Source organism: Natronomonas marina, assembly GCF_024298905.1.
In the GTDB taxonomy this organism is placed as follows: Archaea; Halobacteriota; Halobacteria; order Halobacteriales; family Haloarculaceae; genus Natronomonas; species Natronomonas marina.
Map to the genome: position 1 here is coordinate 708,054 of NZ_CP101154.1, position 13,720 is coordinate 721,773.

At 59.2% G+C, this 13,720-nt stretch carries 15 protein-coding genes, 1 tRNA gene and 1 pseudogene; 7 read left to right on the top strand and 10 right to left on the bottom strand.

Going from position 1 to position 13,720, the window contains the following annotated elements; genetic code table 11:
* Positions 1–404 precede the first annotated feature (404 nt).
* The 4 genes from NLF94_RS03790 to NLF94_RS20910 form a co-directional block, all read right to left on the bottom strand.
* Entirely contained in the window at positions 405–1,205 is an 801-nt protein-coding gene (locus NLF94_RS03790; RefSeq protein WP_254840138.1) for an ABC transporter permease, read from the bottom strand.
* On the bottom strand, positions 1,205–2,155 hold the full coding sequence (locus NLF94_RS03795; RefSeq protein WP_254840139.1) for an ABC transporter ATP-binding protein: 951 nt from the start codon (positions 2,153–2,155) through the stop codon (positions 1,205–1,207). The genes NLF94_RS03790 and NLF94_RS03795 overlap by 1 nt, the downstream gene beginning before the upstream one ends.
* A gap of 286 nt (positions 2,156–2,441) precedes the next feature.
* Positions 2,442–2,654 (bottom strand): DUF7511 domain-containing protein, encoded by a 213-nt coding sequence (locus NLF94_RS03800; RefSeq protein ID WP_254840140.1) that lies wholly within the window; start codon positions 2,652–2,654, stop codon positions 2,442–2,444.
* A 265-nt stretch (positions 2,655–2,919) separates the two neighbouring features.
* Positions 2,920–3,378, bottom strand: coding sequence for a TIGR03668 family PPOX class F420-dependent oxidoreductase (locus NLF94_RS20910; RefSeq protein ID WP_350355842.1), 459 nt, complete (start codon positions 3,376–3,378; stop codon positions 2,920–2,922).
* Positions 3,379–3,554: 176 nt separating this feature from the next.
* On the opposite strand from NLF94_RS20910, the gene NLF94_RS03805 reads away from it, so the two are divergent.
* Entirely contained in the window at positions 3,555–4,406 is an 852-nt protein-coding gene (locus tag NLF94_RS03805; RefSeq protein WP_434085393.1) for an IS5 family transposase, read from the top strand.
* Between the two features lie 38 nt (positions 4,407–4,444).
* On the opposite strand, the gene NLF94_RS21045 is transcribed toward NLF94_RS03805, so the two are convergent.
* Together NLF94_RS21045 and NLF94_RS20915 are read right to left on the bottom strand one after the other, a co-directional pair.
* Positions 4,445–4,765, bottom strand: a complete 321-nt coding sequence (locus NLF94_RS21045) for a DUF7521 family protein (RefSeq protein ID WP_434085383.1) — start codon at positions 4,763–4,765, stop codon at positions 4,445–4,447.
* Positions 4,762–5,109, bottom strand: a complete 348-nt coding sequence (locus NLF94_RS20915) for a helix-turn-helix domain-containing protein (protein ID WP_350355843.1) — start codon at positions 5,107–5,109, stop codon at positions 4,762–4,764. The genes NLF94_RS21045 and NLF94_RS20915 overlap by 4 nt, the downstream gene beginning before the upstream one ends.
* Before the next feature lie 147 nt (positions 5,110–5,256).
* On the opposite strand from NLF94_RS20915, the gene NLF94_RS03810 reads away from it, so the two are divergent.
* The gene (locus NLF94_RS03810) at positions 5,257–5,607 is read left to right on the top strand and encodes a DUF4870 domain-containing protein (RefSeq protein WP_254840142.1); all 351 of its coding nucleotides are present in this window, start codon (positions 5,257–5,259) and stop codon (positions 5,605–5,607) included.
* A 98-nt stretch (positions 5,608–5,705) separates the two neighbouring features.
* Positions 5,706–6,530: a transposase gene (locus tag NLF94_RS03815; RefSeq protein WP_254840143.1), complete on the top strand. Its 825-nt coding sequence runs from the start codon at positions 5,706–5,708 to the stop codon at positions 6,528–6,530.
* A 320-nt stretch (positions 6,531–6,850) separates the two neighbouring features.
* Here the strand turns inward: NLF94_RS03815 and NLF94_RS03820 are convergent, their stop codons facing one another.
* A complete protein-coding gene (locus NLF94_RS03820) occupies positions 6,851–7,216 on the bottom strand; it encodes a winged helix-turn-helix domain-containing protein (protein WP_254840144.1) in 366 nt (121 codons plus the stop codon).
* 659 nt (positions 7,217–7,875) lie between these two features.
* Here NLF94_RS03820 and NLF94_RS03825 point away from each other — a divergent pair.
* Together NLF94_RS03825 and NLF94_RS03830 are read left to right on the top strand one after the other, a co-directional pair.
* Complete coding sequence (locus NLF94_RS03825; protein ID WP_254837543.1) at positions 7,876–8,874, top strand: transposase; 999 nt, start codon at positions 7,876–7,878, stop codon at positions 8,872–8,874.
* A 293-nt stretch (positions 8,875–9,167) separates the two neighbouring features.
* Positions 9,168–10,802, top strand: a complete 1,635-nt coding sequence (locus tag NLF94_RS03830) for an ATP-binding protein (RefSeq protein ID WP_254840145.1) — start codon at positions 9,168–9,170, stop codon at positions 10,800–10,802.
* A 120-nt stretch (positions 10,803–10,922) separates the two neighbouring features.
* On the opposite strand, the gene NLF94_RS03835 is transcribed toward NLF94_RS03830, so the two are convergent.
* A complete protein-coding gene (locus tag NLF94_RS03835) occupies positions 10,923–11,138 on the bottom strand; it encodes a hypothetical protein (RefSeq protein WP_254840146.1) in 216 nt (71 codons plus the stop codon).
* A gap of 129 nt (positions 11,139–11,267) precedes the next feature.
* Here NLF94_RS03835 and NLF94_RS03840 point away from each other — a divergent pair, with 129 nt between their 5' ends.
* Positions 11,268–11,657 carry a DUF7987 family protein gene (locus NLF94_RS03840; protein ID WP_254840147.1) on the top strand — a complete coding sequence of 130 codons (390 nt, stop codon included), beginning with the start codon at positions 11,268–11,270 and terminating at the stop codon, positions 11,655–11,657.
* 97 nt (positions 11,658–11,754) lie between these two features.
* On the opposite strand, the pseudogene NLF94_RS03845 reads toward NLF94_RS03840, so the two are convergent.
* A pseudogene (locus tag NLF94_RS03845) lies at positions 11,755–11,888 on the bottom strand (IS5/IS1182 family transposase); the annotation flags it as partial.
* A gap of 1,349 nt (positions 11,889–13,237) precedes the next feature.
* Here NLF94_RS03845 and NLF94_RS21050 point away from each other — a divergent pair.
* Positions 13,238–13,471 carry a hypothetical protein gene (locus NLF94_RS21050; protein WP_434085384.1) on the top strand — a complete coding sequence of 78 codons (234 nt, stop codon included), beginning with the start codon at positions 13,238–13,240 and terminating at the stop codon, positions 13,469–13,471.
* 172 nt (positions 13,472–13,643) lie between these two features.
* Here NLF94_RS21050 and NLF94_RS03855 read toward each other — a convergent pair.
* Positions 13,644–13,715: transfer RNA gene (locus NLF94_RS03855), tRNA-Thr, on the bottom strand.
* Positions 13,716–13,720 lie beyond the last annotated feature (5 nt).

Below are 13,720 nucleotides of genomic sequence, written 5' to 3' on the forward strand. Positions count from 1 at the left end.
GCCTGTCCCTTGCACACGGCAAGGTCGAGGTCGAGGGCACTGACAAGCCCCACCCTCAACGAGCGAACGCCCGTAATGTGTGCGGGCGTGAGCGAAGTAGGGTGGGGGAGTTGACCCCGTGCGCGCAGTGTCAGAGCCAGCGATAGTGGTCACAACGTATATACCTCTCCGACTACCGGCAACGATCCTGTTTCGACACCTCGCCATGACGATTCTCGACCGGTCAGGGTCGAGAATCGTCTCTCTACTTCGTCGATCACGCGTCTGAGCAAGGTCCCGATAGTGTTTTTTGTCATCGATTACGCCAGCAGTGACCGTGGTTTTCAGACATACGGTCGTTCGAAGGTGAAGCTGGAAACGGACTTTCCGGGCGAAGCCGTCGTGCAACGAACAGCAGGCGGGAGTCACCCGATCTGAGCGTCGCGGAAACGGAGATACCCGGCCGTGACGGGGACGAAGAGCCAGGCCAGTAGGACGAGAATCGGCAGCCAGGCCGATGCGAACGGGTCGGTTCCGAAGAGTTGCCCCTCGACGGTGGCCCGGTAGGCGGCGTTCGCGGCGCGGTTGGGCGGGAACAGTCCGACCAGCTGTAACCACGCCGGCTCGCTGCCAGCTGTTATTAGCCCCAGTTCGACGGCACCGTACTGGATGGCGGTCTGGATGAGGTTCCACAGCGCGACCAGGATCATGTAGGCACCGACGGCGGCGGCAGTAGCACGACTGTCGCTCGCACTACCGGCTGAGATGCCAACGCCGAGAGCGACGAACGCCACACTCATGAGGCCGAGAAAACCGATGAATGATGCCAGTGAACCGACCGTCCCGCCCAGAATCGTGAGAACGACGAGGCCCGTCGCGAGCCCGCCGACGAGGGTGGCCACGAGCATCAGGGCCGTCCGGCCGATCAACTTCCCGAGGAGAACGTCCCGGCGCGACGGCGGCAAGCTCAACAACACCCGGAGCGAACCCGACTCGCGCTCGGCGGTGATTGCCCCCTTGGCGAGGATGAGCGCGACGATGGGAAGCATCGTCACGGCGAGCTGGAACGAGAGTGCGAACACCTCACGGGCTGCCATGCCGCTGGTGGCTGCGAGCAAGCCCGTGATCCCGGCCGTCGACAGCAGGACGATCCCAGTGACAACCCACAGCATCTTCGAACGGCCGGCGTCAGCCAGGTCCTTCCGGGCGATGTTGCGGACGCTCATCACGCGACACCTCCCGGGACGACCGGTTCGGGCTGACTGTCCGTGGTGTCTTCACCGGTGTAACTGGCGAACAGGTCCTCAAGCGATGACTCCTCGATGCGCACGTCGGTGACCGTCGTTATCTCGCGGACTCGGTCGATGAACCGGAGTTTGGCCGCCGGTTCGAGACAGGTTCCCCGGACGGATCCGTCAGCCACCTCGATCTCGCGGACGTTGGGGAGGTCACCCAGGTCGCGCTCCGGGGCGCGGTTTACGTCGAGTATCACCTCGGCCCCGGTGTCGAGTTGCCGTCTGAGCCTGTCGATACTGTCGACGGCGACGAGCGCTCCCTCGTTCATGATACCGACCCGGTCGGCGACGGCTTCGACCTGTTCGAGGATGTGACTCGAAAAGAACACCGTCACGCCGCGCTCGTTTTCCGCACGGATGATATTTCTGAGTTCCCGGGCGCCGTTCGGGTCGAGACCGCTGGTCGGTTCGTCGAGGATAAGCAGGTCGGGGTCCCCGACCAGCGCCATCGCCAGGGCGAGTCGCTGGCCCATTCCCGTCGAGTACTCTCCCGCTGGCCGGTTCGCGTCTTCGCGGGAGAGTCCGACCCGGTCGAGTAGCTCGTCCGGGTCGTCGTCAGCGTCCTTCAGTTCGGCCGCGAGTTCCACGTGTCGACGACCGTTCAGTCTATCGTACAGTCCGTAGTTCTCGGGAACGACGCCGATCCTGTTGTGGAGCGTCTCGCGGTCCTCCGAGACATCCAGTCCGAGCATGGAGGCCGTCCCACTCGTCGGTTTCATGAAATCCAAAAGCACGTTGATAGTCGTGGACTTTCCGGCCCCATTCGGGCCCAAAAAGCCGAAGATCTCGCCCGATTCGACGGTCAGGTCAACGCTATCGACAGCGGTCACGTCACCGAACTGTTTGCTCAATCCCTTCGTTTCGATCGCTGGCTGCGTCATCGTAACACCTTCACCGACGACCGGGGATACATTAAATCGATAATCAGTGTCTCCGGGTCTGAAACGCTGCTATCACACTCGAACCTGACGGCACTGGACGCTCCGGTGAACCACGTGCCGTCACTTACCTCGGCAACCGAACCGGGGTTCCGACAGCCGTCACCGTGGCTTCGAACACGCACACTCCTGTCGCCACAGCGCATCGCGGGACGGTTGGAATCCGGCAGCGAAACGCGATTCTCACTGCTGACCGGAATCTTTCCTCGTCCGTGTCTTGTCCCCGTCGTCACTGCATGTCGGACGCGTCAACGAGGAGGTCTGCGTCCGCGGTGATCCAAGCGGTCGTCGCTTCGTCTTCATTGGGGCGCCACGCGAACGTGACGGCCCCCGAGTCCGCGTCAGGTATCACCTCGATGCTGGGGTGACCCCGGGGAGCACCCTCGGTCGAAGGAATATCGATCCACGGCACAGTCCTGTCGGTGTCGCTACCATCGGGCATATCTGCAACGAGGAACAGTGAAATCATAAATAGGGTCACAGGATTGCAGGCTCAGCAACCGGGCACACGCCCCCAATCGCGTCGACCCCCTTGCAGTTACCCGCTGTAACAGCGAGCCGATCCCGACCGGGTGAAACGGAAACACATCGGAGTGCGCCCGAGACGGCGATTTTGGAGGGGGCTCAGCTTGTCATAGAAACTTCCGCACGTTCTGCTTATCCAAGTCTTGTCAAGACTTCCGTGCAAGATACAATGCGCGCATGGGTTACCGGTTAGGGCTCCGCCGAGAGTTACCCGGCCGGTTGAGGCGGCCCCACGATTGTACGCTACCCGGAGCGATACGGATGAGAGGACGATCGTCAAGATTGTGATCGGCGTACTGTTCGTACTTTCGCTTGAGGGCTGTAACCCCAGGGGCGTGTGATGCATCGCCTGGAGTGCAGTGGGCAGCTGTCCCTCGAATCTGCACCCATCCGAGTTGGGACCAATCGTCCGCATAGTGATCGACAATTAATGTAGCTCGCGGGTTCTCGCTGATGTCCCGGCTCCGGCGGAGGTCGTCCGGAGGGACGCGTTGTGGTTTTTCGTCGATTGGTGTCACGATATGGCCATCTGAGAGTGCAAAGCAGATAGGCACGACATGCGGGCGCGCCTCGGAATCGGCAGTAGCCAGCCGGCCGATCTGTGCCGTTTCGATATACTCTCGTTCCTGCTCCTGAAACATACCAAAAATAAAGATCGGTAGAGGAAAGAAGCTACCCTCCGGTGACGGATTGAGCGCGCGTATCTTGCCTAAGCGGGTTAGCGAATCGGTGATGTATGAATCGTTACGCACAGGGTATTCCCGCAGCGAATCAGTCGGGTATGGATTCAATCGAATTCGCTGTTTAGTCCCCTACTATCACTCCAGAAGTGAATGTGACTAAGCTCCTCTTCCGCTTCGTTAAACAAGCCGCATCGCTGGCTCAAAAGCGCTGTGCCGCCAGCCCCACGGCGGTGGTGAGTGACCCGGCTGGCAACGGATTTGACGGCTGGAAGCATCTTACGTTGCACTTTCTACGGGTTCACATGGACGCGAGCTACGCAGAAATCGTCGATTGGGCGAGTGAGATGGACCGCGTTCGTGCCGTCTTGCAATTAGCCCGAACTGAGTTCCCGGCACCCTCGACGCTGTGGCGGTCGTTCGAACGGGTGCCCACCCGGGTCTGGCGCCAACTGCTCGGTCGGTCTGCGACCGCCTGCGATCCCGGCGACCACGGCGCTGTGGATGCCACGTTTTTTAACCGACAAGCGGCATCCAGCCACTACGTAGACCGGTCGGATCGCCACATACAGACGCTGAAAACGACGGCGTTGGTTGATACAGACTCGTGTGCCGTACTCGACCTCCACTGTTCGGCACACTGGCCCCACGATACACAAGTGGTCCGTCGGGTAGCGCTGCGCAACACCGAGAAAATCGAGAGTCTCGCCGGTGACAAAGGCTACGACGACCAATCGCTGCGGGACGCACTTCGTTCAGAAGGCGTCCGCCCCCTCATCAAACACCGACTGTTCGCACACTACGACCACGCCCACAACGCACGGTTGGACAGCGATCTCTACGGGCAGCGCTGGATGGCCGAAACCGCCTTCTCGGCCATCAAGCGCCGATACGGCTCCGCTGTCGGGCCGAGCGTTTGGTACCGCCAGTTCCGTAAACTCGTGCTGACCGCCACCGTCTACAACCTTGAACAAGCCATCACGGAGTGATCGCTACGCCGTCCGTGGATTCAATAGAGCAGACTCGTCTAAACTTTTTTGGAGATATTCGACGTGCGTGGTGTCCAGAGACCATACAATATCAAACATAGTCCGACGGTCTGATTGATAGCACCAATGGCATAAAAAGTAGCTTCCTCTGCTATCGGGAATATGAACAGGAATAATAACAGAATTGGTGTCAGGAGTACGAAAACAAATCCAACAGTGACGAATAACATCGGTCGTTGACCGTTCCGAAGATAGCCGCGCACAGCAAGATACGTGGTACCGACTCCGAGTCCGAGGGCTACGATTGAAAAGACCAAGCCGATAATTGCAATCGGATGCCACGAACCAGCTTCTATCATTGATCCCTCACTTGATTTATGAACTCACTGAAACGGTCGGCCATCCGTTCCCGTTTACTGATAGTCACGTTAGTATGCTGCTCGGAAATGCCGATTACGATCCGAGTCGGGTCGGCACTAAAAGTCCGAAAGTGGTGGCCGTTCTCGTCATATTCCATTTCCGTCTCTAAAAGGCCATGAGACGTGAGTTCGTCCGTCCGGCGATAGACGGACTGCGGTGATATATTACATACATCACACAGTTCATTAGCTGACATTGGCCGTTTCATCGTTTCTTGGAGGATTTTTCTCGAATGCTCGTCGCTTAGGGTTTTCAAGACGCCACTCAACTCCTCATCGGTCATCGTCTCTATTTGTTGTCAAGCGCACTCTACTTGCCATTGTTATTCGGAGCTACGTCGGGGAGAACATAAGTGGTAATTCACGGTTCCACAACTTGGAACGGTGCCTGACATTTCTTTTTCCATCGGTCCATAGCATACCACGTACTGATGACAATGAGCGTTGCCGGAAGAAAGAGAAATAGCAATCAAGATACCACCACTGCGGCGTTGGTTCACGTTGCTGGCCTCCTCTTCGGCTTTTTTGCCGTTGCATTCGTATATCTCCTATCCGACGATGAGTTTACGAAAGTAAACGCAGCTAATGCATTAAATTGGCATGTGCCTATCTCTTTGGTGGCTGTGTTAGTTGCGATAATTGGTATCGGAGCGAGTGAACTCGCCGGTGTAGCATTAGCAATACTCATAGCGGTAGCAACGGTCTGCCTCGCGCTAACGGCAAGTGTGAAAGCATATCAAGGGCAAGCGTGGAAATATCCGATAGTCCCTCAACTGATCTGATACCTTTTGAATAGTGATTATACTGCTCTATTGAAAATGGAAGACGGCGACGTGATTACTCCGTAACGGTTTGAGGAAATGAGGTCGAGACGGCGATTATGGGCGTCGCGTTGCTCGACCTCGTTGAGACAGCACTACGTGTAGCCAAACAAGCGTTGGGGAATCGAGCGGGCAAGCCCGACTCGGGCGGGCTTGCCCGCGAGGCCCACATCGTCGCGCACTGTATTCGCAAGGAAGAGGGACATAGCTACGCCGAACTCGTTGACCGGCTGAGCCTCATGCCGGCGGTTTGCGACCGCCTCGGCATTCACTCGGATGCGCCGCCTGATCCAACCACGTTCTACCACTCCTTCGACCGCTACGCGATGTACGTCTGGCGGGCGTTGCTGCGCATTTCCGCGCAGCAACACCCGCAGTCTGGTCACGTCGCATTAGACAGCACGTTCTTTGAACGGGAACAAGCCTCACAACACTACCTCCAGCGGTGTGGGCGAAGCGTCAAGACGATCAAAGCGACGACGCTGACCGATACAGAATCGTTGGCGGTGCTGGATGTCCACTGTTGTATCGAGCGTGAACACGATACAAGGGCTGGCCCGCGGGTCGTCCGCCGGAACGCGGACGACCTGCGGGCCGTCGCCGCCGACAATGGCTTCCAAGACTGGCACACTGAGTACGAGATCGCTGCACTGGACATCGACTACCTCGTTCACTACCGCGGTTCAACAGCGAAAGCGACTGCAAATAACGCGCTCATCCGAGCAAAGGGCTACACGCAGCGATGGATGGCAGAAACGTCCTACTCGACGGTCAAGCGAACGCAGGACTCCGCCCTGCGTTCGCGGTTCTGGTACCGACAGTTCCGTGAGATCGTTCTCCTGTTCGCGCTCAACAACCTCAAGAAGCTCGCCAAAACACTATGATCCGGCTCACGTGCCGCATTTTCAATAGAGCAGATTATACGGCGTAGTTAGCGCCGATAAAAGTCCTCTTGTTAATTTTCCTTCAGAAAACACACTGCGCACTACGCCCGTGCAGTGAGCGGTACAATCACATTCGGTGTGAAACGAACGGAGTGTCATGCTTCATAGAACCTCTATATCTTGCACTGTCTTCTGTAACTATATCTACCCCAACATTTTCACGCCCGGTGGCACCGCAATAAATCGGGTGTGACTGCTTCTATGACACGCTGGGGGCCCCGAACGGGTATACGGATGCAGACAGGTCCCGTGCCGGGCAACTACTCGCCAACTTCGAGACTGACTCCATCGGAGTGGAACATGAGTTGCATCCGGTCGACGACGACGGAGAATTGCTTCCGATGGTGGCCCTGAGGGTCGACCACCATCGAACTCTGGATGACGCCGGCAGATTCGAGTCTATTCAGCCGGCGATAGACGGTCGCACGGGAGATATCTAACCGGTCGGAGAGCGCCCGCGCCGAGAGCGAATCGTCGGCGAGCGCGTTCAGCATCTCTCGGGCGTAGTCGTCGCTCAGCAGCGATAGGACTTCGCTCGTGTCGACTGTCCGTTGATCGGTACTCTCGGGGCCGGTGGCGCCGACCTCGGATCGCTGGAACGCGTGGGCCGAATCTGACTGTGACATCGTTATGTCTACGATGTAACGGACATCCCCTGTAGCCAGATGCTTCTATTTCGCACGGCCCGGAACAGAGGATTCTAGCTATCGGCATGGGACCTATCCACAACTATTTTGAGGATCCTGTGCTGGCGTCCGTCGCTGCAACGGAAGTGGGTCGGTCGGCCAGGTGACATCTCGTGGGATATGTCTCGTCCGTTGAGTCCTGTGATGGGTACGTTGTCTCCAACACACCCGGTTCTGCCTTCTGGAGGCGAGCCAAGTCCGTCGAACCAGCGACGGGGACCGGCATCCGCATCCCTGACGCTTCCCTCCTGGGGTAGATCGTTTCCTCCCCGCCCTACTGCGCTACTCACTCGATCCGGTCGTTGCGCCGCTCGGTGAGGACGGGGACTCCACTCGACGAAGTTGAAACACTGGCGATTCAGGTCGAAATCATGCCAGTTGTGGGTCCTGACGGATGGTCAGCGCTCCAGGACGTCGGTGCCGTTCCCTGAACGACCGTCGGTCTCCAGCGAGAGAGAGTCGCTGTTTCGCCCACCCAACCCACAACCTGAAACAGCCGGAGGATCTGTTTCGCGTGGTGAAGTCCTGTCCCCCGTCTTCTATCCAGGGGTGGCGGTGGTGCAGAAGTCCTCACAAGGAAGCGGTAGGACGAAATTGATGTGTCCAGCAGCAAGTCCGTCCTACCGAGTAACGATACGGTCGAACAGGTTTTCAAAGCACTGGAGACGGAGACAACGGCACTGTTCGAACACCTCGATGTCTCGTTTCTCACCGACTATCCCGTGTTCGCCCCCGATCCGAGGGGGCGAACACGGGTGCACGACCCACCAGAACTCCTGAAAGGTGTCCTCCACTGCTTCTACCACGATATCTACGGTCCTCGTCCGATGGCACGGGAACTCCACAACGAGGACGTCTGGCGACAGTGTGGCTTCGAGCGTCCGCCGTCCCGGCGGACACTCTCAAGATTCATCACCGACTTCGAACTGGTCGCCGAGGACGTATTCATCGAGTTAGTCCACGAGCTTGCCGAGCAAGTCCCGCTCGGCAAGCTCTTCCGCATCGACGGCACAGACATCCCCGTCGATCACCGTGACGAGGACGCTGACTGGAACTACGATCACGCAGAAGACGCCTACTACTACGGCTACGGTTGCTGTGTCGTCACTGCAGCAGACAATATTCCGGTTGCAGCGGCGTTCACTCCTGGGAAGAAGGTCGATGAGGAGACGGCGATGCGCGTCACGCGTGACGCGCTCGCCGTCGACACGCCACGCTGGTTCCTCGGTGATTCTGAGTTCGATATGCTGGGGTGGCACGACTGGCTGCTGGAGCAGTCAGTCGTGCCGATATCACCGTACAACCCACGGAATACAGACGATCCTCCAGACATAGAATACCGCGTCGAAGAACGAATCAAAGCACACAGCGACACAGTTCGTCTCTGGCAGCGCCAACTCGACGAGACGTATGCAGAACGCTCACGGGTTGAAACAGCGATTGGCGTCTGCAAGGATCTCGGCCTCGGGACCCCGCGGGTCCGAGGCCGAGTACGCGTCAAAGCACACGTCTTCATCGCTCTTTGCCTTCGATTGGCCGTTGCACTCGCTAATCACCATCGAGGAAACGATGTCGCCAGCCCAACCATCACGCTATGAGAACAGTTCTGCGCCACCGCCATCCAGGGGTTCCAGACTATCGCCCACGTACTTCAGCCGACTTCCGGTTCTGGGGAAGCGATTCTCCTCTCGCGTCGGGGGCGGTGAACGACTTGTGATGTGTTCGTGCCGTCTGGTGCCCCCGGGCTGTCGACCCTCGACGGGATACCGATCCCCGCTGACGATTCGCGCTCGGGGCACCTCGCAGACAGTCCCCGGTAGGGAACATACGGGACCGTCACGCTGGGTTCGAGACCGGCGTTTTTTACCGAGTGCCGGGGAACAGTGTGGCGATGGTCTCCACCGTCGACGGCCTCATCGTTGTCGGGATACTCGCGGGCGGCGTACTCTGCTGGTTCGGCTATCGGGCCTATGCCCTCTCGGAGCGACTGGGTCGGCTGTCGTTCGTCGCGTTCACGACGATACTCGGGACGGGGAGTATCGTCGCCGGTGGGGCAGGCCTTGTGCCGTCGGTGTTTCCGGTCGGCGGGGAGGGCTCGACGTGGGCCCAGTTGCCGCTGTTGTTCTGGCTTCTCGCGACGCTCCCCTGGTTCGTGTTCGCGGTTCAGTATACGGGGACCCGAACGCACATCAGCCCTCGCACGCTCGGAATCCTCGCGTTGCCGTATCTCGCCATCGTAGTTGATCTGCTCCTGTCGATCCTCGACATCGGCGGGTTTCCCCTGTTCAACGTCCTCGGTTCGGTCGTGTTCATCTATATTATCTCGCTCAGTATCGGCGGCGTCTACCTCCTCATGCAGAACACGTACTCGTACGGGCACACCGTCGTGTGGCAAGGCGTCGCCCTCGCTGTCGTCATGGTCGGGTCGCTCATGATCTGGAACCTGATGGGCATGCAGGCGAACGATACAGTCAGCCAGGCCGGGGCGTACGCGGCCGGGGCGCTCGTCGCGGCGGCGGGGGTTGGAAATGCGTGGCAGCGCTACGACCTCTTCGATTCGACTCCCTCTATCGGCACTCTCGGCGAACGGGCGCTTACTGGTGAAACCGACGACCTGATGTTCGTCGTCGACAGCGAGGACCGTCTCATCACGATCAACGAGACGGCCATCGAGACGCTTTCGGTCACGCGGTCCAACGCTCATGGCTCGCCGATCAGCGACGTACTGGGTCAGGACAGCGAACAATTACGACGGGTCGAGACAGTGACACTACAGACGACCGAAGGGGCCCGACAGTACGACCCACAGGTGTCGCGAGTCGGTGACGGTCACGACAACGACATCGGCGCGACACTCAGCCTCCGGGACGTCACCGACCGCAACCTCCGTGAGCAGCGACTCGCGGTCCTGAACCGGGTCCTCAGACACAACCTGCGCAACGAGGTCGACGTCGTGAAAAGCCACGCCGAGCGTCTCGCCCGGGACGACGAAGCGGTCGACCCCATCATCGACGCGGCGGACAACATCGCGGCTCTCGGTCAGCAGGCTCGCCGGATCGACCGGTACGTCTCGGAGACGACAGAAGACGTCACCGTCGACCTGGACGCGGTCGTCCGGTCCGCCCTCGAAACCGTCGAGGCCGAGGAAGGGGACGTGACTGTCTCGGTCGAGACGCCGGCGTCGGCGACGCTCACTACGAATCGACGAGCAGTCGTGGGCGCGCTCGAGAGCGTCCTCGACAACGCCGTCAGGTACGCCGACTCGGCTGTCACTGTCACTATCGACCCACGACCGGACGGGTACGTCGTCCGCGTGGCCGACGACGGTCCGGGGATCCCCGACAGTGAACTGGAGTCCCTGGACGCGGGAACGGAGTCGCCGCTCCAGCACAGCACCGGGCTCGGACTCTGGCAACTCAAGTGGGCCGTCACGACGCTGAACGGCGAGCTGTCGTTCGACACGACCGACGGAACGACCGTCGAGATCGTCGTGCCCGACCGGGCGGACGAGCGCGCAGCATCTTGACTGTCTGGTTCACCGGCCAGCACTGGCGCGAGGGCGCCAGAAAGACGTTCGAATACGCCAGTGTGGGGGATGGACGGACCGGGCGAGGAGAGGAGCGGATCGGACTGCTCGGGTCCGCCCTCACTGCATGTCTGACCCGCTGACGACGATATCGGCGTCGGCGGTAATCCATGCGGTCGTCGTCTCGCCGTCCTCGGGCCGTCGCCACGCGAACGTGACCGTCTCGGTGTCGGCGTCCGGGATCGCCTCAACGCGCGATAACTCGGGACGGGCGTCAGTTCGAGAGCGGTCGTCGAACCACTCGGCGGTACGATCGGAATCGCTACCGTCGCTCATGTGCGACACGAGTATCCCACAGGCGATAAAAAGGACAACAGGATCTCAGGGTCGGAAACTGGGCTTAATATACTTCTGGCCGCGGCGGGAACGTCACCACATATACCCTCCACGAGCGAATCGCTGGGCATGCGGGAGTGGATGACGACCCAGCGTAACCTCACGATCCTCACGGCGATACTCGTAGGGGTCCCGACTGCCTACGGCTTCCGATGGGTGTTCGATGAACCTGGACTGAGTGGGAGTTTCCTTCTTCTCATGACGCTCGGGGTCGGAGTCCCGACTGCCTACGACGAATACTGGTCGAAGTACGACCGGGCGCGGACTGCAGTCGCGTGGACAGTCACAGCCTGTGTCGTAGCCACTGTCGAATTCACCGGTTTCTATCTCGTCGGGGTCGAACTCCTCGGTCTCTCCACGCTGTTCGCGTCCGTCGGTGCGTTTCTCGTCACCGAACTCGGGAACCTTTCGTGGCTCGCGGTTCGGAACCGACAGGCGGACCCCGACGAGTCCGCATGAGTCCCCGACTCCGGATCGAATCGTCCGTTCCGACGTAACCGGCGGTCAACTACTCCGCCATCGTGGAGGCCGCGAGAAGGACTGGTCTACGCGTTCATCACACTATGTTGTGAATGACGCACTTCCGTTCGAGCACCCGGAAATGCCGTGCCAGCTCCGAGGGTGCAGCTTCTCGCCGCCATCTTCTTTCAATTGCGAAAAGGCGTTTTCACTCGTACAGCGCTGGTTGTAAGGGCAGACGCCGCCGTCTTCGGTGACGATCGGCCAGTTGGCGACACAAGCCTATAGTAGAATCTGGAAGTCTTTGCAGGGCAACCAGCCGAAAACCGGCGTTTCCTGTCCGCCCTCAGAGATTCAGAGAGGAGTGTGAGTAGATACTTCTGGAGATTACTATAGCTGAGGTACAAAAGCAACGCGCTGGTTCCGAGGCCAGGCATCTCCATTTACTACCGCAGGTATCTCTCTATATCGACAGGACAAGACTACTATGCTGGAGCCTTATCAACGGCTAGATGGGAAGCAGCCTCGCCTCGTGTCGTGCTATCTTCCGGGGTCTCACCCCAACCTCGTTTTATACCTGGCCCGCCTAAACGGATACCCCCTGTACGACCGCAACTCGACAAGCGGGCTTGCCGAAGATGTCCACGTCCTCGCAAGCGTGTGGTTCGACCACGATGCTCACGAGCCCGTCGAGGAATTTGTCTGCCACTCGCCGTTGACCTACGTCGATTTCGACACTCACAACCGCTATGCCGGCCATACACGGTACGAGATGGAGCAGTTGTTCCGAGCGTTCTTGATCAAAGCACTCCACGGCTGGGCACACTAAACCGCTCTCGTCACTCATCTCCAGACTTATCGCGAGCTCCGTCACCGATTAGACTTCCAGACAGTCCCCGACCAGTCGACGCTGTGGCGAACCTGGCAGTACCGTTTCACCAGCGAGCTCCGGGAGCTCGTCACGACCGCAGCGCGGACAATACTCTTCAAAGCAGAAACCGCCGACGTCGCTACCCCCCGAGAGCCCGAGCGAAAACTGCCCCGCCGGAGACGAGACGATCACGACGATGCGTCCACCGAGGACCTGACACCACTCGAGTGGACGAGCGAGTACACCGACCACGTCGCGCAGTTCACTCGCTCCGCGTTTTCGCTCGACAGAGGCAGAGGGTGTAAAATACACGAGAACGCTTTCTGGGACTTGCAGACGTATCTCGGATTGCGCGAAAACCTCGCGGTCAACGAAGGCGCGCGGAGTTTCACCGTCGACTCAACACGCGAGCGGACACCCTTGGATCACAACCACCGCGATCGAATCCGCGACCTCTCCATCGAGCGGATCCGCGAGATGTACCGGGAAGCTGCTACCCGACTCGTCGAACGGACTGCCGAAACACGGGAATTCTTCCAGGCGGTCGATCGCGATCGACACGACCGAGGCCGACCCATTCACCGGCGACCGCACGGGCCATGAAGACGAGATCATCGGCACGAAAGAGAGTTCTGACGAGTACGCCTACCAGTGGGCGACCGTCCAACTCGTCGGTGAGTCCGTCCCGCTAGTACTCGACATCTGTCCCGTGGAAAAAGGGGATACCCGCCTAGAGATCGTCGAGGACCTCCTCGACTCCGCGATGGAGATGGTGAGCGTCGACCGGGTGCTCATGGACAGAGAGTTCGACAGCCAGCACGTCCTCAAGGCGATCGCCGGCCGAGGACTCACCTACGCCGTCCCCAAGCGGATGCAGACCAGAGAGAAGGCACCACAAGATGAGATGGAATTGCAGGACTCCGAAGGTGCTGTCAGTTATTGACCAAACATCAAATGGAGGTGCCCTGCCGGGACGCTTGGAGACCCCCAATATTGGGACTGATGGCTTACTTTTTGCCCATAGAACATACTAATGCTTGTAGGATATTCTACCACTCCCCGGACGGGATTGTTACGATGGTAATGTCGTTTTGGGCTTTAATGTAAAGGGCTGAAGCCTAGGCCGGGATTTGAACCCGGGCTCTCGTCCTTACCAAGGACGCGCTTTACCGCTAAGCTACCCAGGCAGGCA

Excerpts from the sequence above, each read along its gene's own strand:
- NLF94_RS03790 (WP_254840138.1), bottom strand. The coding sequence starts at position 1,205 with ATGAGCGTCCGCAACATCGCCCGGAAGGACCTGGCTGACGCCGGCCGT.
- NLF94_RS03795 (WP_254840139.1), bottom strand. The coding sequence starts at position 2,155 with ATGACGCAGCCAGCGATCGAAACGAAGGGATTGAGCAAACAGTTCGGT.
- NLF94_RS03800 (WP_254840140.1), bottom strand. The coding sequence starts at position 2,654 with ATGCCCGATGGTAGCGACACCGACAGGACTGTGCCGTGGATCGATATT.
- NLF94_RS20910 (WP_350355842.1), bottom strand. The coding sequence starts at position 3,378 with ATGTTTCAGGAGCAGGAACGAGAGTATATCGAAACGGCACAGATCGGC.
- NLF94_RS21045 (WP_434085383.1), bottom strand. The coding sequence starts at position 4,765 with ATGATAGAAGCTGGTTCGTGGCATCCGATTGCAATTATCGGCTTGGTC.
- NLF94_RS20915 (WP_350355843.1), bottom strand. The coding sequence starts at position 5,109 with ATGACCGATGAGGAGTTGAGTGGCGTCTTGAAAACCCTAAGCGACGAG.
- NLF94_RS03810 (WP_254840142.1), top strand. The coding sequence starts at position 5,257 with ATGACAATGAGCGTTGCCGGAAGAAAGAGAAATAGCAATCAAGATACC.
- NLF94_RS03815 (WP_254840143.1), top strand. The coding sequence starts at position 5,706 with ATGGGCGTCGCGTTGCTCGACCTCGTTGAGACAGCACTACGTGTAGCC.
- NLF94_RS03820 (WP_254840144.1), bottom strand. The coding sequence starts at position 7,216 with ATGTCACAGTCAGATTCGGCCCACGCGTTCCAGCGATCCGAGGTCGGC.
- NLF94_RS03830 (WP_254840145.1), top strand. The coding sequence starts at position 9,168 with ATGGTCTCCACCGTCGACGGCCTCATCGTTGTCGGGATACTCGCGGGC.
- NLF94_RS03835 (WP_254840146.1), bottom strand. The coding sequence starts at position 11,138 with ATGAGCGACGGTAGCGATTCCGATCGTACCGCCGAGTGGTTCGACGAC.
- NLF94_RS03840 (WP_254840147.1), top strand. The coding sequence starts at position 11,268 with ATGCGGGAGTGGATGACGACCCAGCGTAACCTCACGATCCTCACGGCG.